Genomic DNA, 22881 nt, shown 5'->3' with positions numbered 1-22881 from the left:
GTTAATAAAGATTTTTTATTCTTCTAAGTTTACCTGTCGCCTTTTCCTAAAATATAGACGATAAGAATCAGGCGATTTGCTTTTGACCGACTTTGGCCTGCATAATTTTTTTGTAATCGCTGGGATAAACTTTTACAAAATTCTTAAGCTGGTTTTCCAGATCATCCAATACAAAACGGGCAACTGTACTCTTTGTATACTCGTAATGTTTCTGTATCTGATCCTGCAAGAAAGCAATATCTTCGGTATCCAGCGGATCCAGTTCCACCATTTCCATATTACAGTTCTCAGCGAAGCGCTGGTCCGTATCATAGATATAGGCAATACCACCACTCATTCCGGCGGCAAAGTTTCTTCCGGTGTTACCCAGAATAACCGCACGGCCTCCGGTCATGTATTCACAACCATGGTCTCCGACGCCTTCCACCACAACGGTAGCACCAGAATTTCTTACAGCGAACCTTTCACCTGCCTTACCCCGGATATAAGCTGTTCCATTGGTAGCACCATAGAAAGCCACATTACCGATCAGACTGTTTTCCTCGGGAACAAAAGCTGCTTTCTCATCAGGATAAATTACCAATCTTGCGCCACTGAGTCCCTTTCCGAAATAATCATTGGCATCTCCTTCCAGTTCCAGCGTGATTCCCCTATTGCAGAAAGCACCAAAACTTTGTCCTGCTGTTCCTTTCAACTGCAGGTGTATGGTATCATCCGGCAGTCCGGCATCCCGATAGATTTTGGTCAGTTCATGAGAAAGGACGGTTCCCGCAGCGCGATCGGTATTGACAATATCGAAACTGGCTTTCACCGGTGTGCCGTCCCGGAGTGCCGGTTGGGCAGCTTCAATAAATTTCCAGTCCAGAATGCTGTCCAGACCATGATCCTGCGTTTCGTAATTATAGATACCTACGCCGGGCTCCTCCGGTTCCTTGTAGAGAATCGGTGACAGATCCAGACCTTTGTATTTCCAATGATGGATATCTTCCCTAACTCTCAATTCATCTGCCTGCCCTACCATTTCTTCGACAGTTCTGAAGCCCAGTTCGGCCATCAGTTCCCGCATATCCTGAACAATAAATCTGAAGAAGTTCACCACATGATCCGCATTTCCAGTGAACCGCTTTCTCAAATCCTCATTCTGGGTAGCGATACCCACGGGGCAGGTGTTCATATGACATTTACGCATCATGATACAACCTTCAACAACCAGTGCAGCTGTTGCAATGCCCCATTCCTCGGCTCCCAACAATGTTGCAATGACGATATCCCTTCCGGTACGCATCTGTCCATCCGTCTGCAGTACCACACGGCTGCGCAATTTATTTTTCACCAGCGTTTGCTGGGCTTCAGCCAGGCCCAGTTCCCAGGGAAGTCCGGCATGACGAATTGAGCTGATCGGAGAGGCACCGGTACCGCCATCATGGCCGGCAATCAGTACTACATCAGCCTTGGCTTTGGTAACGCCTGCGGCAATGGTGCCGACACCGGCTTTACTCACCAGTTTCACATTGATACGGGCATGGCGATTGGCATTCTTTAAATCAAATATCAACTGTGCCAGATCCTCGATAGAATAAATATCGTGGTGAGGGGGCGGGGAAATCAGTCCCACACCAGGTGTGGAATGCCTTGTCCTGCCTATCCAGTCATCTACTTTATAACCGGGCAACTGACCTCCTTCACCGGGTTTTGCACCCTGCGCCATTTTAATCTGTAACTCATCTGCTTCTGTCAGGTACAAACTGGTGACACCAAAGCGGCCGCTGGCTACCTGTTTGATAGCGCTTCGCATGCTATCCCCGTTTTCAAGTGGTTGGTAGCGAATTTCATCCTCGCCACCTTCACCGGTATTACTTTTACCTCCCAGGCGGTTCATAGCGATGGCCAGGGTGGTATGGGCTTCCCAACTGATGGAACCGAAACTCATGGCTCCGGTTGCAAACCTTTTAAAAATATTCTCAGCGGGTTCTACTTCTTCAATCGGAATTGAAGTCCGGGTTCGTTTAAAATCCAGCAGGCTGCGGATCGTAATCGCCTTACGCGATTGATCATTGATATGCTTGGTATACTTTTTAAAGGTATTGTAATCGCCCATCCGCGTTGCATACTGCAGGAGGTGTATCGATGTCGGATTGAACATATGCGCCTCACCCTTTCTTTTCCACTGATAGAAACCGCCTGTTGGTAACAGGTCGACAGGTAAGTGTTTACGGGTAAAAGCAAATTGATGTTTGGCCAGCGCTTCGCGGGCAATCTCATCCAGCCCCATACCTTCAATTCGGGAAGTTGCATGCGTAAAATAATAATCCACCACTTCCTTATTCAGACCGATAATTTCAAAAATTTGTGCACCCTGGTAGGACTGAAGCGTAGAGATACCCATTTTTGAAAAGACCTTCAGCAGTCCGTTACTGATGGCTTTGATGTAATTTTTATGTAGTGAATCCACAGAAAGGTCGGTCTTTAACTTACCGGTTTCTTTCATCAGGCGAATTGAAGAAAAGGCCAGATAGGGGTTGATCGCAGTAGCGCCAAAACCCAGCAGGCAGGCAAAATGATGTACCTCCCAGACGTCACCCGCTTCCACAACCAGTCCAACTTTTCCCCTGAGCCCTTTTCTGGTCAGGTGGTGGTGTACAGCAGACACCGTCAGCAATGAAGGAATAGCGGCATGATTGCCATCTATTGCGCGGTCCTGCAATACCAGAACCTCAAACCCGTCATTCACGGCGTCTTCTGCATAGCGGCAAAGCCGATCCAGCGCACGACGCAGCGATCCCGGTTTGCCGTCTGCAACGAAATAGCATTGAAGGGTTTTGGCCTGAAAACTTCCGGTATCAATGCTGCGCAGGGATTCCAGTTCATAGTTGGTCAGTACCGGTTGTTTGAGTGCTACTACGTGACAATCCATTTCGTCTTCAATCAACAGACTGCCATTATTACCAACAAAAGTGGCCAGGGACATGACCATCCGTTCCCGTATGGGATCGATTGGCGGATTGGTAACCTGGGCAAATAATTGTTTGAAGTACGAACTCAGGTGTTGGGGCTGGTCGCTGAGGACCGCCAGTGGTGTATCCACGCCCATGGAACCGATGGGTTCTTTGCCTTCGGTGGACATGGGACCAATAATATTTTCTACGTCTTCAAGCGTATAACCAAATGCTTTCTGATATTTCACAATCTGCTCGGAACCGAGGTCGCTGAACATTACCCGTGGTTGGGGCAGCTCGTTTAGCCGGATCTTGTACTGGTTCAACCAGTCGCCATAAGGCTTCTTGGTGCAGATCGTCTGTTTCAGTTCATCGTCACTGATGATCCGCCCTTCCTCCATATCTACCAGAAACATTTTACCCGGCTGCAGCCGGCCTTTCTCCAGTACCAGAGACTGGTCAACGGGAAGTGCGCCGGTTTCCGAACCCATAATAACCCTGCCGTCAGAAGTCACACAATACCTCGAAGGCCGCAGGCCGTTACGATCCAGGGTAGCTCCGATCATTTTACCATCTGTAAAAGAAATAGAAGCGGGACCATCCCAGGGTTCCATCAGACAGGCATGAAACTCATAGAAAGCTTTTTTTGCAGCGTCCATGTCCTCATTACCATCCCAGGCTTCCGGGATGAGCATCATCATCACATGCGGCAGCGAACGTCCGGTAAGATATAGCAGTTCAATCATATTATCCAGACAGGCGGAATCACTTTGATCGTTACTGACGATGGGCACGAGCATGTCCATTTCTTCATCGGTAAACAAAGGAGATTCGAAACTTGACTCCGCTGAACGCAGCCAGTTCAGATTACCCTGCAGGGTATTGATTTCACCGTTATGGGCGATAAAGCGGAAGGGTTGTGCCAGTCTCCAGGAAGGAAATGTATTGGTAGCAAACCGGGAGTGAACCAGCCCGAAAGCACTAACGGCACGTTTGTCAGAAAGATCATTATAGTATTCCCGTACCTGATGACTGGTCAATTGTCCTTTATAAATCAGCGTACGGCAGGAAAGTGACGAAATATAAAAGCCAACCGGATCTTTTTTCACGGCATTACTCGTAATATGCGTGGCATATTTACGAAGTACAAAAAGCTTTCTTTCAAACTCAATGGCAGTTTTAACACCGGCAGGACGTTCCAGAAATACCTGTTCAATCGCAGGTTCTACTGTTAGTGCACTGGGGCCGATTCCGGCATTTGTGACCGGTACCTTACGCCAGTGAATGACCCGCATACCCATTTTTTCAGCTGCCCTGTTAAAGATATCCCGGCACTCTTCCAATATTCTGGGTTCCTTTGGAAAGAAGACCATTCCGACCGCATAGGATTCCATCGGCGGCAGGGTGATGCCCAAATGCAGACACTCATCATAAAAATATTCATGTGGAATCTGTATCATGATTCCCGCTCCGTCGCCGGTAGTAGGCTCACATCCGCAGGCTCCACGATGCTCCATGTTTTCAAGAATGGTGAGCGCATCAGAAATGGTTTGATGATTCTTGTTTCCCTTAATATTCGCAACAAATCCGATTCCACACGCATCACGTTCAAAAGTTGGGTCATAAAGACCTTTGTTTTTTGTCATACTTTCTTACAAAAAATTTTAAATATTTTTTAGCTTTTCAATATGGGAAGGCGATCGAGAGCCGTGTAAATTAATTAAAAAAATCCATAAATTAATAAACCTTCCAAGCGAAGGCGTAAAAATTGTAAAATATCTAATATCTTACCGATTTTTCTATATAATTTTTAAAGAAATTCGGATAGGGCAGAAATCAGGAAAGCCGATCGTTTTCATAGGGCAGCCCTCGTCAAATTGACGGAACGTCCGCCGGGCTTAACTATCGATACCCTCGAGAAAATGCGTGCTGATATATTGGGCCACTTCCCTTAGGCTGGAAGTCTGTTCATATATGGCCAATTGGCGGTCAGCACCTGTTCCTTCCTCCAGGATCTTATGGACGTTTTCAATGCGATGCCTGCTACCCAGGTGGTCAATAACCGGATCGATAAAATCCAGTAACTCGTATATCAGGGCCCTGGTGTTGACTTCTTCCTCCTTTCCAAAATCTATCAGATAGCCATCAATGCCATAGCGGCTGGCCCGCCATTTGTTCTCATTGATCAGTGCCCTGGAGTACTGAATGAAATTAAGATTCTTGCTACGCAGCATATAAATGCGCGCACAAATTGCCTGAAACAGCGCGGCAATCGTTATCGTTTCATCGACCGTCATGGGAATATCGCAGATGCGAAATTCTACTGTATTATAAAAGGGATGTACCCGCAGGTCCCACCAGATTTTCTTTGCATTATCAATACAGTTGGTCTTGATGAGCATCTTCACATAATTATCATAATCTTCTATACTGTTAAAAGCATCTGGTATCCCGGTTCGGGGGAACTTGTCAAATACCTTAGTCCTGAAAGATTTATACCCGGTAGTACGACCTTCCCAAAACGGGGAATTGGTACTCAGCGCAAAAATATGCGGTAGAAAATATCGTGTGGAGTTTGCGATATGATTGGCCAGTTCGCGGCTTTCCATGCCAACATGCACATGCAGTCCGAAGATCAGATTGCTGCGGGCTGCTTCCTGCAATTCCGCAATGATTTCATTGTACCGCTGATGGTCTGTAATCAACTGCTTCTCCCAATGGCTGAAAGGATGGGTGCCGGATGCACCGAGGGTCAGGTCCAGTGTAGCTGCAATATCCGATATTGTTTTGCGCAGCAGGGAAACATCCTTGAAGGCCTCATCTACATCCTGGCAAATATCGGTACCTACTTCCACCACTGCCTGATGCATTTCCGCCTTCACTTTATCCTTGATGGTCTTCTGCCCTTCCTGGACAATCTTTTGTTCATGACTTTTTAGCTCAAAGGTTTCCGGATCAAGTACCATGTACTCTTCCTCGACACCCAATGTAAATGTTTTATAATTTAAAGCCATGGTCTTTATTCTCTAATCAAAGGGGATGCGATACGGTTTACAGCCCGCCTTTCCGGATGCGCCAGATACGCAACTACTGATTGGCCGATTCGTGTCAACTAACCGACTGGGCCACATAAGCACCCCAGGTCAGGTTATCGGATCCGCTCAGGGTCTGCACTTTTTCTATGGCATACTGCGCCGCTGTCTCGACCACCCATTCAAAATTTTCTTCACCGACACTGGGCAGGTCGGCATCAGGAGCCGGGTTACAGAAGTCAATCGCATAAGGAACGCCATCCCGAAGCGCCAGCTCGACGGTATTAAAATCATAACCCAGGTGTTGATTGATTTTTATCACCAAGTCCGTCATTTCCCGAAGTTTTTCTTCTGTAGGCGTAAATCCCGCCCTATAACGCAAATGATGTGGATTGCGTGGTTCGTAAGGCATGATTCGCACATATTTGCCGCCGATGCAATAACAGCGGTAATACTCTTCGAATACAATCTCTTCCTGTAGCAGCATTACCAGCTGCCCGGTTTCCTTATACTTTTCAAAAAACTCCTCCCGGTTATTCAGCTTATAAACATGCTTCCATCCCCCGCCTGCAAAAGGCTTCATATAAGCTGGAAAACCAACTTCCTTGAAAATGGCTTCCCAGTCCAGGGGATAAGCCAGGTTGCTGAAGGATTCGGCACTGGTTTCATCAGGCATTTCATTGGAAGGCAGAATGGCAGTTTTCGGCACCGGCACGCCTATCCGGGTCATCAGACAATTGTTGAAATACTTATCATCCGCACTCCACCAGAAAGGGTTATTGATAACCGCCGTCCCGGTAAGCGCAGCGTTCTTCAGCCAGGTCCGGTAAAAGGGTACATCCTGGGAAATTCTGTCAATGATGACTGCGTAGCCGCTGGGTTCACCCTGTATCGCCTTATCAATCCGAACCGGCTCAGCTACAATACCATCCACCTTCTTACTGTTCACTCTTTCGATAAAAGCAAACGGGAAGGTCCGTTCCTTGCCAAATAAAATTCCAATTTTTTTCATTGGTAGTTGAATTTATGGTGCACAATAAGCCGCTGGTTGCCAGCTGCGGAATATTCATTTTTCCAGCTCCAGCCCCAAAAACCAAAGCCTCTCCAAATATATTTTTTAATATGATACCAACAAAATTGTTTCCCGCCGATTATCTGCAGGGTCACAAAACAACATTTCATTATTTTTGGTGTCATGGTTACCAGCATAGATAGTTACCTGGTTGTAGATACGGTCATCCTGCCTTCCCGTTACCTGAAAAGGGAGGTGGAACTACAATGCTTTTTACCCAAGAATGTGACGGACCTGTCAAACATGTCTTTGTTATTGATAAACGACGGCCAGGATATGGGAATCATGCAGTTCGGCAATATCCTGAACCAACGCTATGCGGCTGGCGCTATTCATCCGGTACTCTGCGTCGCCATTGCTGCAGGTCCTGACCGGTTACAGGAATACGGCATTTCAGGTAAAAAAGACTATCTCGGCCGCGGTAGCCGGGCCAGACAGTACAGTCAATTCATTACCAAAGAGCTCCTGGGCTTTATCAGTAAGACCTACCGGGTACCGGTTTTCCGGGAAACTGCCTTCGCGGGCTTCTCACTGGGCGGATTGAGCGCACTGGACATCGTCTGGCAGCATCCGCGGATTTTCTCCCGCGCCGGCGTCTTTTCCGGCTCCCTCTGGTGGCGGAGCCTGGACCAGTCCGATCCCCGCTATGACGATAACAAACACCGCATCATGCAACAACAAATCCGTAAAGGAAAATTCCGACCGGGATTGCAATTCTTTTTTCAGTGCGGCAAGCTGGATGAAAGCGGTGATCGCAACAACAATGGCATCATTGACGCCATTGATGACACGTTGGACCTGATGCAGGATCTGGTAGCAAAAGGCTACCGGAGGGAAGATCTCTTTTATCTGGAGCTGGAAGAAGGGCGCCATGATATAGCCAGCTGGGGCCAGGCCATGCCTGCATTTCTGGAATGGGCCTGGGGAAAATGAATGCAGGCATTGGACTATCTAACCGTTTCAACTTTGCCTTCACCTGTCATAACAGTTTGAGAATATTTCTGTACTTTGTTTGAGAAACACAATCTTATGCTGGAACATTTTCCATTTTACCTGTTTATGATCATCGTCATCATACTGTTGATCATGCTGGCCAAAAAAATCAAAGTAGCTTATCCGGTCTTGCTCGTACTGGCAGGACTGGCGATTTGCTTCATTCCGGGTACGCCTCCCTTAACGATTGAGCCCGAATTGGTCTTCATCATTTTTCTGCCGCCCTTATTGTACGAGGCCGCCTGGACAAACTCCTGGAAAGAACTTTGGCACTGGCGGCGTATTATAGGCAGTTTTGCATTCGTTGTCGTCTTTCTTACTGCTGTATCCGTAGCATTGGTAGCCAACTATTTTATACCAGGATGTTCGCTCGCCCTGGGCTTTTTGCTGGGAGGTATCGTTTCTCCTCCTGATGCCGTCAGCGCGGGCGCCATCCTGAAATTTGTAAAAACCCCTAAACGCATGGCTTCCATTCTGGAGGGAGAGAGTCTTTTAAACGACGCCTCATCTCTGATCATTGTGCGTTTTGCCATGATCGCCGTGGCCACCGGGCAGTTTGTCTGGCACCAGGCGGCACTGAGCTTTGTATGGATGGTCATTGGAGGTGTGGCCATCGGCCTGCTGGTGGGTTTCATTTTTATGAAAGTTCATAAACTTCTGCCCACTGACGCTAATATGGACATCATCCTGACTTTAGTAACCCCTTATGCCATGTATATACTGGCTGAAGAAGTACATGCCTCCGGGGTGCTGGCAGTGGTTAGCGGCGGTCTGCTACTTTCTTATTACCGGAATCATTTCCTGACCAGCTCTTCGAGACTGCGGGGTGAGATGGTATGGCAAAGCTTTGTCTTTCTGTTAAATGGGCTGGTATTTCTGTTGATCGGACTGGACCTGCCGGAAATCATGGCCGGATTAAGGGATGAAGGCATCAGTTTTTATCAGGCTACCGGTTACGGGCTGTTGATCAGCCTGGTCCTGATTGTCGGAAGATTGCTGGCCGCTTACGGCGCAGTGATAGTTACCATGATAGCCAGCCGGTTTATCACGGTAGCTGACAGCCGCCCAGGCTGGAAAGCGCCATTATTACTGGGATGGACCGGCATGCGGGGTGTGGTGTCCCTTGCTGCCGCGCTGGCCATTCCGGTTACCCTGGATGACGGCAGCCCCTACCCGTTGAGGGACCTGATCCTTTACATCACATTTATTGTAATTCTGGTCACCCTGGTATTGCAGGGCCTGACATTGCCGGGACTGATTAAGAAAGTCGGTCTTCCGGAATTCGATGATCATATGCCAGAAGATGAATCCCATCGCATGTTGCGCGAGGAGCTATCTGGCGTCGCCCTGGACTACCTGCATCAACATCATAAGGATGACCCCCGAATGAACGATACGATGCAGCAATTGATCAGTCGCTGGCAACATCAACAGTTACATTTGGGAATGGCGACGGTAGCAGCCTCCGACCTGGCTATTTATAAAAAAGTTCTGGAACAGCAAAGACAATGGCTGATTCAGAAAAATCATGAAGAAAAAAGACTGGACGAAGAAATCGTCAGGAAGTTTCTGCATTATATCGATCTGGAAGAAGAGAAAGTAAAAATACGCCTGTAACCGTCATCCCTGTATGCACTTACCAAGAAAATACGGAACGAGACCAGACAAGCAACAAAAAAAATTCTTTGATACGCTGTTCAATTACCAGAAGGGGCAGTTTCAAAACCAGGTACCCACACCGGCGCTGGCCGAAGGTGCCACCATGACCGGCGTACTTTTGAATTTTTTGCGTCAGCATCCCCACGGACGCCCATCCCGTCCCCTGCCCTCAGTAGTTACCGATCTGACAAGCCTGCCGCTTCAGGACAACCTGCTGGTTTGGTTCGGTCACAGTTCCTACTATTTACAGGTGGACGGCTTGCGCATCCTGATGGATCCGGTTTTCAGTGGTCAGGCTTCTCCTGTTCAGGGATCGGTAAAAGCATTTCCGGGCACCAATAATTATCAGGTGTCCGACTTACCGGATATCGATCTGTTACTGATCAGTCATGACCATTGGGATCACCTGGACTACCGAACGATCAGACAGTTGCGGCCCCTGGTCCGGCAGGTGCTCTGTGGCTGGGGTGTAGGCAGTCATTTCCGTCACTGGGGCTATGATCCGGCCATCGTGGTGGAAAAAAACTGGTATGATTGTTTTAGCCCCCGACCGGGTATTGAATTACGACTGACCCCGGCCCGTCACTTCTCCGGAAGGGGACTGAAAAGAAACGGCAGTTTATGGACCTCTTTTGTCCTGACAACCCCGACGAAGAATATTTTTCTGGGTGGCGATAGTGGCTACGGCCCGCATTTTCAAGAAATTGGAAAACGATGGGGCCCTTTTGACTGGGCAATTATGGAAACCGGTCAGTACAATGATACCTGGCCCTATATACACTCTTTGCCAGAAGAGGTTATCCGGGAAGTACAGGAGTTGAGAGCCCGCAACTTTATACCAGTACACCATTCCAAATTCAGGCTGGCATTGCATCCCTGGTATGAGCCCCTGCAGCGAATCACTGCACTGGCAACTGATGCGGGCCTGCCCGTAACCACACCCCGTATTGGTGAAATAGTCTCACTCGACAACTACCAATCCTGGGAAAAATGGTGGCAGGAGTTCCTGCCCAAGGTCGATGATTGACCCCTTACCTGACCGTCAACGGCAGGCCATTTACATCAGTGTCTTCTTCTCAACCGGAGTAGACGTCCATCCCGGTTCACCTAAAATAACGAACTTTGATGTTTCAATTAAATGACAAAAAATGTCCAATGCCCTGATACACGAAAGCAGTCCTTATTTATTGCAACATGCCCATAATCCCGTAAACTGGTATCCGTGGGGACCCGAAGCATTACAGTTGGCAATTGAACAGGACAAACCCATTTTAGTCAGTATCGGCTATGCTGCCTGCCATTGGTGCCATGTAATGGAGCGAGAGAGCTTTGAAGACGAGGCTACCGCCGAAATCATGAATGCGCATTTCATTAATATCAAAATTGATCGTGAAGAAAGGCCCGACATCGATCACATTTATATGGATGCGGTCCAGACCATGACGGGCGGCGGCGGATGGCCTTTAAACGTATTTCTCACACCGGGCAAAAAACCTTTCTACGGCGGCACTTATTTTCCGCCCCGGCCGGTAATGAACCGGCCTTCCTGGAAAGATGTGCTTACCGCAGTAGCGGATGCATTCAGCAATAAAAGAGAGGACGTAGAACAGCAAGCCCGGGGACTTACCGAACATCTTTTCAGCTCCAATCAATTTGGCATCAATCCGAAAAGTGCGGATCTCGTTAACGCCGATCAAATTGATCAGGCCTGCGAACAGCTTTTACAACAGGCAGACCTGCAATGGGGTGGTTTTGGCGCCGCGCCCAAATTCCCCCAGACCTTCTCCATTCAGTTTCTGCTGAATTACTATTGGCTCGAAAAAACCAAAAGCCCCGAAAATGCCGAACGGGCACTGAAACAGGCCCGACTGAGTCTGGATAAAATGATTCAGGGAGGAATTTATGATCAGCTGGGGGGTGGTTTTGCCCGGTACTCCACTGACAAAGAATGGCTGGCACCCCATTTTGAAAAAATGTTATACGATAATGCCCTGCTGGTAAATGTTCTGGCGCAGGCTTATCAAATTACACAGGAAGCCCATTACCGCAGGGCACTGGAGGAAACGATTGATTTTGTACGCCGGGAGCTCCTGCATCCCGATCAGGGTTTTTATGCAGCACTGGATGCCGATAGTGAAGGTATAGAGGGCCGGTTCTATGTCTGGCAGATAGAAGAGATCAGAAGTCTCCTTGGAGTTGATGCTGAAATGTTTATTGCTTACTACGGGGTTACAGAAACCGGCAACTGGCCCGAGGGCACGGTGGGTGGAACGCCTGTCAATATTTTACATGTCGCTATGGATCCGGTTGTTCTGGCAGCACAGTATCAATGCAGCCGCTCCGAACTGGAAAACAAATTGGCGGCCTGCCGACAAATACTGATGAAGGCTCGGGAAGACAGGGTCCGGCCGGCTTTGGATGACAAGATCCTGCTAAGCTGGAATGCTATGATGAATACGGCACTTTCCAAAGCTTTTGAGGCAACAGGCGCTACCAGTTACAAAGAGCTGGCCGTAGCCAACATGGCATTTCTGCTGGATAAATTTCAGAATCCTTCCAAAGGATTGCAACATGTATGGAAAGACAATACCGCCAAATATCCCGCCTTCCTGGATGATTATGCCTGTCTCATACAATCCCTGCTGGCACTCCATCGTATTAGCGCAGACATCACGTATCTGAACCAGGCCCATGACTACTGCGAACAAACAATATTATCTTTTTCTGCAACGGACGATTATTTCTATTTTACCCCGGAAAACCAGCAGGATGTCATCGTCAGAAAAATAGAAGTGTATGACGGAGCTACGCCGAGTGGTAATGCCCTGATGGCACAGAACCTGAGAACCCTGGGTATCTTGTTTGACAACCCGCAATGGCTGGATCGGGCCTATAAAATGACTGTAGGTATGGCTACAATGGCCACCAAATATCCCGTTTCTTTTGGCTGCTGGCTGGACAATTTTTATGCGGTGACCAAGGGCAGTCTGGAAATTGTATTGATCGGCAATTTCAACCCGGCATTAACCCGACTGCTGGCCCAACCCCTGCCCTTCAGTGTCGTCATGTCCGCTTCCACAGCCGATCCGGCATTTCCTTTATTACGCGACAAATCCGCCCCGGAGGGATTTCGGGCTTTTCTTTGCAGGCAATACGACTGTCAACAGCCTGTACAGGACGTAGATGCATTACTGCTTCAAATTCATGATTCCCGGTAATCAATCTGTGGCTGTTGCATTATCGGCCGGATGAAAATAGGCCCATACAGTTTCCGCCTTGGCGCGACCAATAACAGGCGCCAATTCTTCGCGGCTTTTCTCCCTGATATTCTTCACGGACCGAAAAAATTTCAGCAGTGCGTCCGCTGTAGCTTTACCGATTCCAGGAATTTGCTCCAATTCATTTTTAAATGTCCCAAGGCTTCTTTTCTGGCGGTGAAAAGTCACCCCAAAGCGGTGTACCTGATCACGGATAAAACGGATAAACTTCAGGCTGCTGCCGTTGTAAGGCAGCTTCAGTGACTCCTGGTCACCGGCGAAAAACAATTCTTCCACATTCTTCGCCAGACCGACAAGGGTAATCTGGCCATGTAGTTGCAGGTCCTCAATCGCTTCCATGGCCGCACTTAGCTGACCTTTACCTCCGTCAATGATCACGAGCTGGGGTAAAGTCTGCTTTTCTTCAGTCAACCGCTTGTAGCGCCGGTATACCGCTTCTTTCATGGAAGCAAAGTCATTGATTCCCTGTACGGTTTTAATATTAAAATGTCGATAATCTTTTTTACTCGGCACCCCGTTTTTAAAACACACCATGGCACTGACGGGATAACTGCCCTGAAAATTGGAATTATCAAAGCACTCGATATGTACAGGCAACTCGGCCAGTTGCAGATCGGCCTGCAATTGCTCCAGCAGTTTGACCTGGTCAACATTCCGGCTGATTTTCAATCGCTCTTTATTGCGCAGCTGCTCAATAAAATATCCGGCGTTTTTCTCGGAAAGTTCCAGCAATTTCTTCCGGTCACCGGCTTTGGGTACCACCAACTGTATATCGGGATCGGGATATTCAATAGAAAAAGGCACGACAATCTCAGGTGCATCACTGTTGAAGGTGGTACGCAGCCTTTCCACGGCATATTGCAGGATTTCAGATTCGGACTCATCAAGATGCGTCTCCAGTTTATTGGTCTGTGTTTGCACGATCGTACCACCCCGGATCATCAGAAAATTGACATAAGCTACCTGCTTGTCTTTTATCAGACTGAAAACATCTTTGTCGCCGCCCTTGAGTCCGGTAATAATGGTTTTCGACTGATAATATTCTTCGAGGTAATCAATCTTGCTTTTGATGCGTGCTGCTTTTTCAAATTCCAGCGCTGCGGCCTGTTTTTTCATTTCAGCTTTAAAATGCCTGACGACTGGCGTTAAATTACCTTTCAACAATTCTTTTACCTGCCGGATATTCTCATCGTAATCCGGGCGCGATTGTAGGCCCTCGCAGGGACCGGAACAATTTCCGAGATGATACTCCAGACAAACCTTAAATTTCTGCTTCTGGATATTGGCAGCTGTCAGGTTCAGACTGCAGGTACGTAAAGGCACGCTGCGCCGGATGAATTCCAGCAGTTCCCTGACACGGAAGACGGAGGTATAAGGCCCTAGATAAAGCGAGCCATCTTCCACCGGCTGGCGGGTCAGATAAATCCGGGGAAATGGTTCATTTTTAATCACAATATAGGGGTAGGTCTTATCGTCCTTCAGGTTGATATTGTACCGTGGCTGAAATTGCTTGATCAGCGCGTTCTCCAGTAAAAAGGCATCCTGCTCGCTATTGACGATGGTAAATTCAATTTTTTCTATACGTCGTACCAGCTCATGTGTCTTATAATTGGTTACGGTCTTATTGAAATAGGAACCCACGCGCTTGCGCAGGTTTTTGGCTTTGCCTACGTATATGATCTTGCCTTCCCCATCAAAATACTTATAAATACCAGGCTGATGGGGTATGGTTGCGGCGATTTCAGAAAAACGTTCCTGCGTCATAGCGTAGGCAAAATTAAGCATAAAACCACCCACGGTCAGTCAGTGTATCCGAACCGGTACATTCGCACGGATGCCGGAGCAGTCCTGAAACGCCGGCAGGCGTCTGTACGTTCCGAACGCCGACCGTTTCTGGATCACCCCAAGGGCGCAATGCGGGTAAGCTTCAGCCAGATTCCGGATTTGGGCAGATTATAGAAAATAACAGATGGCGCAGTTTTTGTGTCACACATTAAATACATTTGTAACAATTGATTGCCAAAAGGAGGTCATCTAAACTTTAGGACAAACTTTCCATAAATTTCAAAAGCACCTCAGAAATCAGGTTTTTAATGAGCATTACTATTAATGAAGGTGTCGAACTCGTCGACAGCAATAAACAACATGCCGCGGCGCTCCTGCAGGCGGTGGAAGCCAACCGGGAACACCTTGCTGTCTTTTTACCCTGGGTCCCCCAGATGCTAACAATCCGCGATTGCAAAAAGTATCTCAGGAACTGCCAGAGACTGCAGCAACAGGGGCTGGAATACAGCTATAATATTTTCGAACACAACAAAGTAGTGGGTCGGATTGGCCTGAGTCGGATCGATCCGGTTAATAAAATTGCGAATATCGGCTACTGGCTGGTTCGCGATGCAGTCGGCAAAGGTATTATCAGCAAGTCGGTAAAAGCACTAATGCCTTTTGCCTATGATATATTAAAATTAAACCGACTGGAAATTAAAGCCATGCTGGCGAATACCAGAAGCAGGGCCATTCCCGAACATCTCGGTTTTCAGTTCGAAGGAATTCTAAGACAGGCGGAACTCGTCCATGGTCAATTTCAGGATCTGGCACTGTATTCCCTGTTGCGGTCGGAATGGAAGACAACATAGCAATACCGGTTCGGGGTATACGGTATCTGGCTAAAGGCCCGGGATCGGTCAATCATATATATCTTCGATTATCGCCTGGAATTTCTCCATAATCACTTTCCGTTTTAAACTCAGTTTTGGTGTCATTTCACCGCCCTCCACACTCCATTCATGAGGCAGCAATGCAAATTTTTTGATCTGCTCCACATGATTAAAATTCGTATTGTGATGATCGATAACCGAGCGGAAAAGGCGCAGTACTTCTGCATCTTTCACGATCGTCTCATTATCCATTTCCTGTAATTGCTTTTCTTTCATCCAGTCCCGTACGGCCACAAAGGAAGGCACAATCAGCGCACTCACAAATTTCCGCTCACTGCCCAGTACAATGATCTGTTCGATAAACTTGCTCTCCTTCATCTTATTCTCAATGGGCTGGGGTGCCACATACTTACCACCGCTGGTCTTAAACAATTCTTTTTTGCGATCGGTAATTTTATAAAACCGGTTTTCGACCAGGGTACCGATGTCGCCGGTATGCAGCCAGCCGTCTTTGATGACTTCGGCCGTCAGTTCCGGATGTTTATAATATCCTTTCATTACTGAAGGTCCCTTAACCAGAATCTCCCCGTCTTCCGCAATTTTCACTTCCTGTCCTTCAAGGGCGGGGCCGACGGTTCCGAAATAGGTCCCCTCCTTTTGTTCCCGGTTGACGCAGATGACCGGACTGTTCTCGGTGGGCCCATAACCTTCATATACCGGGATGCCGGCAGCGTTGAAGATCCGCAGTAATTTTTCGGAAGCTGCGGCTCCCCCGGTTATGATAAAGCGAATATTGCCACCCAGCGCTTCCCGCCATTTGCTGAAGACCAGTTTTTGGGCGATGCGTAGTTTTAAACTGTACAGTCCGCCTGGCGGATTCCGGTTATCATATTTCATACCTAAAGCCACACTCCAGAAAAACAGTGCTCTTTTGATGCCGGTAAGCTGGTTACCCTTGGCCATAATTTTTTCGAAAACCTTCTCCAGTAGCCGTGGTACCGTGGTAAACCCGTCAGGTTTTATTTCCCTTAAGTTATCGGCAATGGATTCCAGACTTTCGGCGTAATAGATGCTGATGCCACTAAATAAATATATATAAGTGACCATCTTCTCAAAAATATGGTTCAGGGGCAGGAAACTCAGGGTTTTGGTCTCGGGTTGATCCGGAAAGGGAAAACTGACTTTGGAATTAAAGATATTACTAACGATATTGCTGTGGCTGAGCATGACACCCTTCGGCTTTCCGGTGGTACCGCTGGTATAGATAATGGTCGCGATATGAGAAGTCGGAATGCTTTTTTTGAGGGATGCCACCGCTGCCAGATGTTCTTCATCGGATAAAGCCAGAATTTCAGAATAGTGCGCCGCTCCCTCAACCTGGTCAAATGTAAAGATGCCGGCCAATAAAGGCGTGTCTACCTCCTGAACTTTTTGGTAGAGGTCTGCATCGCTGATGAATAGGTACTTGGCTTCCGATTCCTTTAGGATATATTCCAACTCCTGCTGCCCCGTCGTAGGATAAATGGGTACCAGTATGGCGCCAATCTGTTGTACGGCCAGATCCGTAAATACCCATTCAGGCCGGTTATGACTGATAATGGCAATTTTGTCACTGCTTTCCGGACTAAAATCACCGGCTTCTACCCCTTTGGCCAGTAACCCCGCAGAAAATCGGTTGACCAGTTCTTCCACTTCTCCGGTAGAATGGGCCTTCCAGCTGCCTTCCCGTTTTGCATTCAGCATATTGGGTTTGGGAAAATGTTCCAGCTGGTAAGCAATGGCATCAAACAATCGGTAATCCGGATAATCCATATCGTTATTTTTTAAGACAGCATCTGGTTGACGCGGAAAGAAAAATGCCCTGTAAACCTGCAGGAAACCATCGTTTCATCAGCCACCGTACTCCTCCTTATACACTGCTTTATCAGGTAGCATCTCTCCCTGCAGTGACTCCGATAAACTTATAGATGAAGATAACCAATATATCCCAAAAAAAACCACCTGTTGCCAGGTGGTTGACTATGTTTGAAACGAAAATTATTGCACTGAATAAACCTGATCCTTTGGCATTTTGAAAATGCGGGAGGTATGAAAGGCAGTAAACTGGTCGTACTTTTCTTTGTTATTGTTAACCCAGGTTTCAAAAACCGATTGATTATCCACGGGACCGAACATCCACTGGTTATAAGCATCAAAAAGGCCATCTTTCATCAGTTGCTGCTGGTAATCGAATAATTTGAAAGGAAACTTGGCAGCGTTACCGGCAAACCAGTCCAGTACAAACCGGGTACGGATCATCGCCAGGCTCTCCGGAGTGATGCCCTGTCCGGATATACCTGATTGTTTGGCAAAGGTTTCCAGAACGGCCTTGACGAAAGGATTCTTTTCTTTTTCGGCAGCCTGATTCAGGTCTCCACTTAGAAATAATTTCTGTTTATAGGCATCCAGGACCATCTTCTTGATATTATTGGACCGGGGATTCAGGCTTTCCATATTGGCATAAATTTCCCCATAAATAATCGCCCAGATTTTATCATTCGGCTGTTTGAAATAATAAATGGATGCATTGTAATAATTACCACCGAAGGAAGGGGCCAGTTGCATCCCTTTCTCCCAGGTTTCTATGGCTGCTTTGGGGTTTTTCAGTCCCAGCAATAATTCACCATAGTCATTATATAGCGGTCCGGAAGTTGGAAAAGTTTTGATGGCGTCCTTATAAATGGTTTCCGCTTCCTTATACATTTCCTTGGCCTGATAGAGATTGCCGGCAATCTGATAGACGGAAGGATCCGCATCCGGACTTTCCATCAGCGGGCGGATAATGGACACCCCTTTATCGAAATCCCGGTTGTAATAATAGGCCAGCGCCAGGTCCTTCTGGACGTCGACATTCCCGCTGTCTGCTTCCCGGGCCTTGTTCAGCACCAGAATGGCATTATTAACGTCATTGGACTGCATGAACTTTCTGGCATTCTCGCGCATCGCAGCTATATCTTCCTGCGCAAATACTGCCACGGAGCAACATAGTGATAATCCTAATATGAATAGTTTCTTCATTCCTCGATAAATTTTTGTTTCAAGATGTTCATTTCGATCTGTTAAAACGCCATCCAATATTCAGCAACCAACGCCGAAGACTTGTCTGATGATGACTGGCTTCCCGCCGACCTCAGGTGGACAACTCTTTAATAGTCAGGTATTACAAAGTCAAACTCCAGGCCAACTTTTTTGAAGACGCAAAATTAGGCCAAAGGTTGAGAGGAGCAAGTAATTTCAATAATATAACAAATATTTTTATCCCCGGAGACAGCCCATCTTACTGCATACATAGCAATGATTGTCAACGAATTACTACATGTGCAGCCCTTATAAGAAGATCAGTCCTTCGGTCGTCCCGGTTGGGGGTTACCGCGTTAGGCCAGGCTTCTCCTCTAAATTTAAGTTTTTATGGTAAATTTCCGGTTTCAAAGACACAGGTCCCTGATTTGTAAAATATTAAGACAAAAATGAAAATTGCATTAGCACAGCAAAATTATCATATTGGAAATTTTGAGGCCAATACTGCCAAAATCATTGCCGGTATTGACCAGGCCAGATCCCAGGGTGCCGATCTGGTCGTATTCTCAGAACTCTGTGTGACCGGCTATCCGCCCCGCGATTTTCTGGAATTTGAAGATTTTATCCAGCAATCCTATGCAGCTATCGATATCATCCTTCAACATACATCGGATATCGGTGTACTGATTGGTGCGCCCTCCAGAAACCAGAACCCCAAGGGTAAAGATCTTTTTAATGCCGTATTTCTGCTCTACCAAAAGCAAATCCAGGGGGAAGTCCATAAAACGCTGTTACCCACTTATGATGTTTTTGATGAAGGTCGTTATTTTGAACCCGCTTACGACTGGCAGGTATTGAAATTTCAGGGGAAAAAACTGGCAGTAACCATCTGCGAAGATATCTGGAACATGGGCAGTAATCCATTGTACCGGACCACGCCGATGGACGAACTGATCGGTCAGAATCCGGATGTAATGATCAACCTGTCAGCTTCCCCTTATAATTATGCCCAGGATACAGTCCGGGAAAATATTCTGAGAGCGCATACCCTGAAATATCATCTTCCAATGTTGTATTGCAATACGGCGGGCTCTCAAACCGAGATCGTTTTCGATGGCGGCAGCCTGGTTTATGATAATGCGGGTAATAAAGTAGCCGCTTTAAAGTATTTTGAAGAAGATTTCGGTGTCTTTGATCTCGATCAGCTCAGTCATCAGCCATTGACTACCGCTAATGAGTCCGATATAAAGATCTATTATAATGCGCATGAAGTAGGCGCCAGCCGCCCGGTGCTGGAATATTTAACCGAGGATAAAAATATCAGTGAAATCCACGCGGCCCTCGTATTGGGTATCCGGGACTATTTTGCAAAAATGGGTTTTACCAAAGCGATAATTGGTTCCAGCGGAGGAATCGACAGCGCTGTAACGATTGCGCTGGCAGTGGAAGCCCTGGGCCCCGACAATGTACGGGCCGTACTGATGCCTTCGGATTTTTCCAGTTCCCATTCTGTCTCAGACGCAATACAGCTCAGCGAAAATCTGGGGAACCCCTATGACCTCATTCCCATCAAAAATATTTACGAAATCTTTCTGAAGGAGCTCCAGCCTGTTTTCGGAGACCTGCCTTTCAGCGTGGCTGAAGAAAATATTCAAAGCCGCAGCCGGGGCAACCTGCTGATGTCCATTGCCAATAAATTCGGGTACATCCTGCTCAATACCTCCAATAAAAGCGAACTGGCTACCGGTTACGGTACCCTCTATGGAGATATGGCCGGGGGCCTGGGAGTGCTCGGCGATGTTTATAAGACCCAAGTCTATGCACTGGCAAATTTTATCAATCGCCGTCAGCCCTGTATTCCCGAACACATTTTAACCAAAGCGCCTTCGGCAGAATTGCGCCCCGAACAGAAAGATAGTGACAGCCTGCCCGAATATGATCAACTGGACACGATACTTTATAAATATATTGAACAGCGCCAGGGCCCCCGGGAACTGATCGAACAGGGATTTGAAAAAGAGCTGGTGAACCGCATCCTGGGAATGGTCAACCGCAATGAATACAAAAGAAATCAGTTTTGTCCAATTATTCGGGTGAGCTTTAAAGCCTTCGGTGTCGGCCGGAGAATCCCCATTGTGGCAAAGTATTTGAACTGAGAACATCAGCATCTGCCAGGCCAGTCCGGCTTCTACCGGAAAACAGCCTTGCTAATAATTGGAAATTATGAACAAAACAGCAGAAGACATTAAACTATTAAATGAGAAAATTGCCTCCAGCAGCAGTTTTGTCGATAAGCTCAGAAAGGAAGTCAGTCATATTATAATTGGTCAGTCCCATATGCTGGACCGGCTGCTGATCGGGCTGCTCAGCAATGGCCACGTCTTGCTGGAAGGGGTTCCGGGTCTGGCCAAGACACTTACCATCAAATCCCTTTCTACCGCCATCCAGGCACAATTCAACCGGATACAGTTTACGCCGGATTTACTGCCGGCGGACGTTATCGGTACCCTGATTTATAACCAGCAGCTCAATGACTTTGTCGTTAGGAAGGGACCTATTTTCGCCAATTTCATTCTGGCAGATGAAATCAACCGGGCACCTGCCAAAGTGCAATCCGCACTCCTGGAAGCCATGCAGGAAAGACAGGTGACCATCGGTGACAGCACCTATAAATTAGAGGAGCCTTTTCTGGTACTGGCTACCCAAAACCCCTTGGAGCAGGAAGGCACCTATCCCCTTCCCGAAGCCCAGGTAGACCGTTTTATCATGAAAGTCATCGTCCACTACCCGGAAATGCAGGAAGAACAACTCATCCTCCGGTCCAATGTGCAGTCGGTGTCGCTCCCTGAAATTCACCCTGTCGTGAATATTGAAGAAGTACTGGCGGCTAAAAATCTGGTAAGAGAGATTTATCTGGATGAAAAAGTAGAACAATATATTCTGGACATCGTTTTCGCCACGCGCTATCCGGGCCGTTACCAGATGGAAAAACTCGGTCCACTTATTTCCTATGGGGCTTCCCCCCGGGGGAGCATCAACCTGGCATTGGCGGGCAAGGCACAGGCTTTTCTGAACAAACGCGGCTTTGTCATGCCCGAAGACATTCGCAGTATCGCACATGATGTACTGCGCCACCGGATCGGACTTACATATGAGGCGGAAGCCGAAAATATCAATGTGGAAAATATCATTGACCAGATTCTTCAAAAAGTAAATGTACCTTAATTCCGCATTGTTGATCAGATGTCCTTGCGGCACTGTTTCCGTAGCATCTGAATAGCGTTTTTTATTAGACCACCCATGCGCAGTACTGCCGATATATTAAAAAAAGTCCGTGAGCTGGAAATCAAGAGCAAAAAACTGGCCAGGGATCTGTTCTCAGGCGAGTACCATAGCGCCTTCAAGGGCAAGGGTATGTCTTTTAAGGAAGTGCGTGAATATGCACCTGGTGATGATGTTCGCTTTATCGACTGGAATGTATCGGCGCGTTTCGGACATACATTCAGCAAGATTTTTGAAGAAGAGCGGGAACTCACCGTCATGCTCCTGGTAGACATTAGCAGGAGTGCGCTTTTTGGGACCCATCACGGTCGGAAAAGAGATATGGCTACAGAAATTGCTGCGGTACTGGCATTCTCTGCCGTGAGCAATGGAGATAAGGTAGGTGTCATTTTCTACAGTGATATATTGGAAAGGTATATCCCTCCGAAAAAAGGACGTCAGCACGCTTTGTTTATCGTAAGGGAAATGCTGAGTATGGAGCCTCGCGGCACGGGCACCAGTATCAGCGTGGCATTAAAACATTTTACCAATGCAATCAAGCAGACCAGTATTGCATTTATCCTGAGTGATTTTATCGATTCCAATTATGAAGACGCGTTGCGGGTGGCGGGGAAAAAACATGATATCATTGGCATAAAAATATATGACAAAATGGATCGAACCCTGCCGAATGCCGGATTGATACAAATGCTGGATGCGGAAAAAGGACAGATGCAATGGGTGGATACCGGCAATGCTTATGTCAGAAAAAAATATGAGGAGAATTTCTTCGCCCTGACAGAGTATTGTGCATCTGTTTTTAAAAAGGCGCACAGCGATCTGTTGCATTTGCAGACCGGCGAGGACTATGTATATGTATTGCAACGTTTCTTTAAGAGCCGGGCAAAATGACCGGTGTAGGTGAAATAAGACAAC

14 protein-coding genes are annotated in these 22881 nt (G+C 47.3%); 8 read left to right on the top strand and 6 right to left on the bottom strand.

The genetic code is table 11. From position 1 onward, the window contains the following. Nucleotides 1-67: 67 nt before the first annotated feature. From gltB to ACYVI9_RS11855, 3 genes are all read right to left on the bottom strand, one after another. Complete coding sequence (gltB, locus tag ACYVI9_RS11865) at nucleotides 68-4582, bottom strand: glutamate synthase large subunit (protein ID WP_460764784.1); 4515 nt, start codon at nucleotides 4580-4582, stop codon at nucleotides 68-70. 252 nt (nucleotides 4583-4834) lie between these two features. Next, entirely contained in the window at nucleotides 4835-5950 is a 1116-nt protein-coding gene (locus tag ACYVI9_RS11860; protein WP_460764783.1) for a carboxylate-amine ligase, read from the bottom strand. A 94-nt stretch (nucleotides 5951-6044) separates the two neighbouring features. Then, nucleotides 6045-6980, bottom strand: coding sequence for an ATP-grasp domain-containing protein (locus ACYVI9_RS11855; protein WP_460764782.1), 936 nt, complete (start codon nucleotides 6978-6980; stop codon nucleotides 6045-6047). 183 nt (nucleotides 6981-7163) lie between these two features. Between ACYVI9_RS11855 and ACYVI9_RS11850 the strand changes: the two genes are divergently transcribed. The 4 genes from ACYVI9_RS11850 to ACYVI9_RS11835 all read left to right on the top strand — a co-directional run bounded on the left by ACYVI9_RS11850 (nucleotide 7164) and on the right by ACYVI9_RS11835 (nucleotide 12910). Beyond that, nucleotides 7164-7973 (top strand): alpha/beta hydrolase, encoded by an 810-nt coding sequence (locus tag ACYVI9_RS11850; protein WP_460764781.1) that lies wholly within the window; start codon nucleotides 7164-7166, stop codon nucleotides 7971-7973. Nucleotides 7974-8069: 96 nt separating this feature from the next. Continuing rightward, nucleotides 8070-9650 (top strand): Na+/H+ antiporter, encoded by a 1581-nt coding sequence (locus tag ACYVI9_RS11845; protein WP_460764780.1) that lies wholly within the window; start codon nucleotides 8070-8072, stop codon nucleotides 9648-9650. Nucleotides 9651-9663: 13 nt separating this feature from the next. Continuing rightward, the gene (locus ACYVI9_RS11840; RefSeq protein WP_460764779.1) at nucleotides 9664-10719 is read left to right on the top strand and encodes an MBL fold metallo-hydrolase; all 1056 of its coding nucleotides are present in this window, start codon (nucleotides 9664-9666) and stop codon (nucleotides 10717-10719) included. Nucleotides 10720-10840: 121 nt separating this feature from the next. After that, nucleotides 10841-12910: a thioredoxin domain-containing protein gene (locus tag ACYVI9_RS11835; protein ID WP_460764778.1), complete on the top strand. Its 2070-nt coding sequence runs from the start codon at nucleotides 10841-10843 to the stop codon at nucleotides 12908-12910. Here the strand turns inward: ACYVI9_RS11835 and uvrC are convergent, their stop codons facing one another. After that, nucleotides 12911-14734 (bottom strand): excinuclease ABC subunit UvrC, encoded by a 1824-nt coding sequence (uvrC, locus tag ACYVI9_RS11830; protein ID WP_460764777.1) that lies wholly within the window; start codon nucleotides 14732-14734, stop codon nucleotides 12911-12913. Between the two features lie 329 nt (nucleotides 14735-15063). Here uvrC and ACYVI9_RS11825 point away from each other — a divergent pair, with 329 nt between their 5' ends. After that, the gene (locus ACYVI9_RS11825; protein ID WP_460764776.1) at nucleotides 15064-15606 is read left to right on the top strand and encodes a GNAT family N-acetyltransferase; all 543 of its coding nucleotides are present in this window, start codon (nucleotides 15064-15066) and stop codon (nucleotides 15604-15606) included. A 48-nt stretch (nucleotides 15607-15654) separates the two neighbouring features. Here ACYVI9_RS11825 and ACYVI9_RS11820 read toward each other — a convergent pair whose 3' ends face one another. Next, a complete protein-coding gene (locus tag ACYVI9_RS11820) occupies nucleotides 15655-17439 on the bottom strand; it encodes an AMP-dependent synthetase/ligase (RefSeq protein WP_460764775.1) in 1785 nt (594 codons plus the stop codon). 225 nt (nucleotides 17440-17664) lie between these two features. Continuing rightward, on the bottom strand, nucleotides 17665-18684 hold the full coding sequence (locus ACYVI9_RS11815; RefSeq protein WP_460764774.1) for a tetratricopeptide repeat protein: 1020 nt from the start codon (nucleotides 18682-18684) through the stop codon (nucleotides 17665-17667). Between the two features lie 449 nt (nucleotides 18685-19133). Here ACYVI9_RS11815 and ACYVI9_RS11810 point away from each other — a divergent pair, with 449 nt between their 5' ends. The 3 genes from ACYVI9_RS11810 to ACYVI9_RS11800 all read left to right on the top strand — a co-directional run bounded on the left by ACYVI9_RS11810 (nucleotide 19134) and on the right by ACYVI9_RS11800 (nucleotide 22857). Next, on the top strand, nucleotides 19134-20840 hold the full coding sequence (locus ACYVI9_RS11810) for an NAD+ synthase (protein WP_460764773.1): 1707 nt from the start codon (nucleotides 19134-19136) through the stop codon (nucleotides 20838-20840). Between the two features lie 67 nt (nucleotides 20841-20907). Beyond that, complete coding sequence (locus ACYVI9_RS11805; RefSeq protein ID WP_460764772.1) at nucleotides 20908-21909, top strand: AAA family ATPase; 1002 nt, start codon at nucleotides 20908-20910, stop codon at nucleotides 21907-21909. A 75-nt stretch (nucleotides 21910-21984) separates the two neighbouring features. After that, complete coding sequence (locus tag ACYVI9_RS11800; protein WP_460764771.1) at nucleotides 21985-22857, top strand: DUF58 domain-containing protein; 873 nt, start codon at nucleotides 21985-21987, stop codon at nucleotides 22855-22857. Nucleotides 22858-22881 lie beyond the last annotated feature (24 nt).

This window comes from Niabella terrae, from assembly GCF_054783135.1.
Note: the sequence above shows the minus strand (reverse complement) of the source record. Positions and strands in the feature narration are given on the sequence as shown.

Excerpts from the sequence above, each read along its gene's own strand:
- ACYVI9_RS11815 (WP_460764774.1), bottom strand. The coding sequence starts at position 18,684 with ATGAAGAAACTATTCATATTAGGATTATCACTATGTTGCTCCGTGGCA.
- ACYVI9_RS11805 (WP_460764772.1), top strand. The coding sequence starts at position 20,908 with ATGAACAAAACAGCAGAAGACATTAAACTATTAAATGAGAAAATTGCC.
- ACYVI9_RS11820 (WP_460764775.1), bottom strand. The coding sequence starts at position 17,439 with ATGGATTATCCGGATTACCGATTGTTTGATGCCATTGCTTACCAGCTG.
- ACYVI9_RS11800 (WP_460764771.1), top strand. The coding sequence starts at position 21,985 with ATGCGCAGTACTGCCGATATATTAAAAAAAGTCCGTGAGCTGGAAATC.
- ACYVI9_RS11825 (WP_460764776.1), top strand. The coding sequence starts at position 15,064 with ATGAGCATTACTATTAATGAAGGTGTCGAACTCGTCGACAGCAATAAA.
- uvrC (WP_460764777.1), bottom strand. The coding sequence starts at position 14,734 with ATGACGCAGGAACGTTTTTCTGAAATCGCCGCAACCATACCCCATCAG.
- ACYVI9_RS11855 (WP_460764782.1), bottom strand. The coding sequence starts at position 6,980 with ATGAAAAAAATTGGAATTTTATTTGGCAAGGAACGGACCTTCCCGTTT.
- ACYVI9_RS11845 (WP_460764780.1), top strand. The coding sequence starts at position 8,070 with ATGCTGGAACATTTTCCATTTTACCTGTTTATGATCATCGTCATCATA.
- ACYVI9_RS11835 (WP_460764778.1), top strand. The coding sequence starts at position 10,841 with ATGTCCAATGCCCTGATACACGAAAGCAGTCCTTATTTATTGCAACAT.
- ACYVI9_RS11840 (WP_460764779.1), top strand. The coding sequence starts at position 9,664 with ATGCACTTACCAAGAAAATACGGAACGAGACCAGACAAGCAACAAAAA.
- ACYVI9_RS11850 (WP_460764781.1), top strand. The coding sequence starts at position 7,164 with ATGGTTACCAGCATAGATAGTTACCTGGTTGTAGATACGGTCATCCTG.
- ACYVI9_RS11810 (WP_460764773.1), top strand. The coding sequence starts at position 19,134 with ATGAAAATTGCATTAGCACAGCAAAATTATCATATTGGAAATTTTGAG.
- gltB (WP_460764784.1), bottom strand. The coding sequence starts at position 4,582 with ATGACAAAAAACAAAGGTCTTTATGACCCAACTTTTGAACGTGATGCG.
- ACYVI9_RS11860 (WP_460764783.1), bottom strand. The coding sequence starts at position 5,950 with ATGGCTTTAAATTATAAAACATTTACATTGGGTGTCGAGGAAGAGTAC.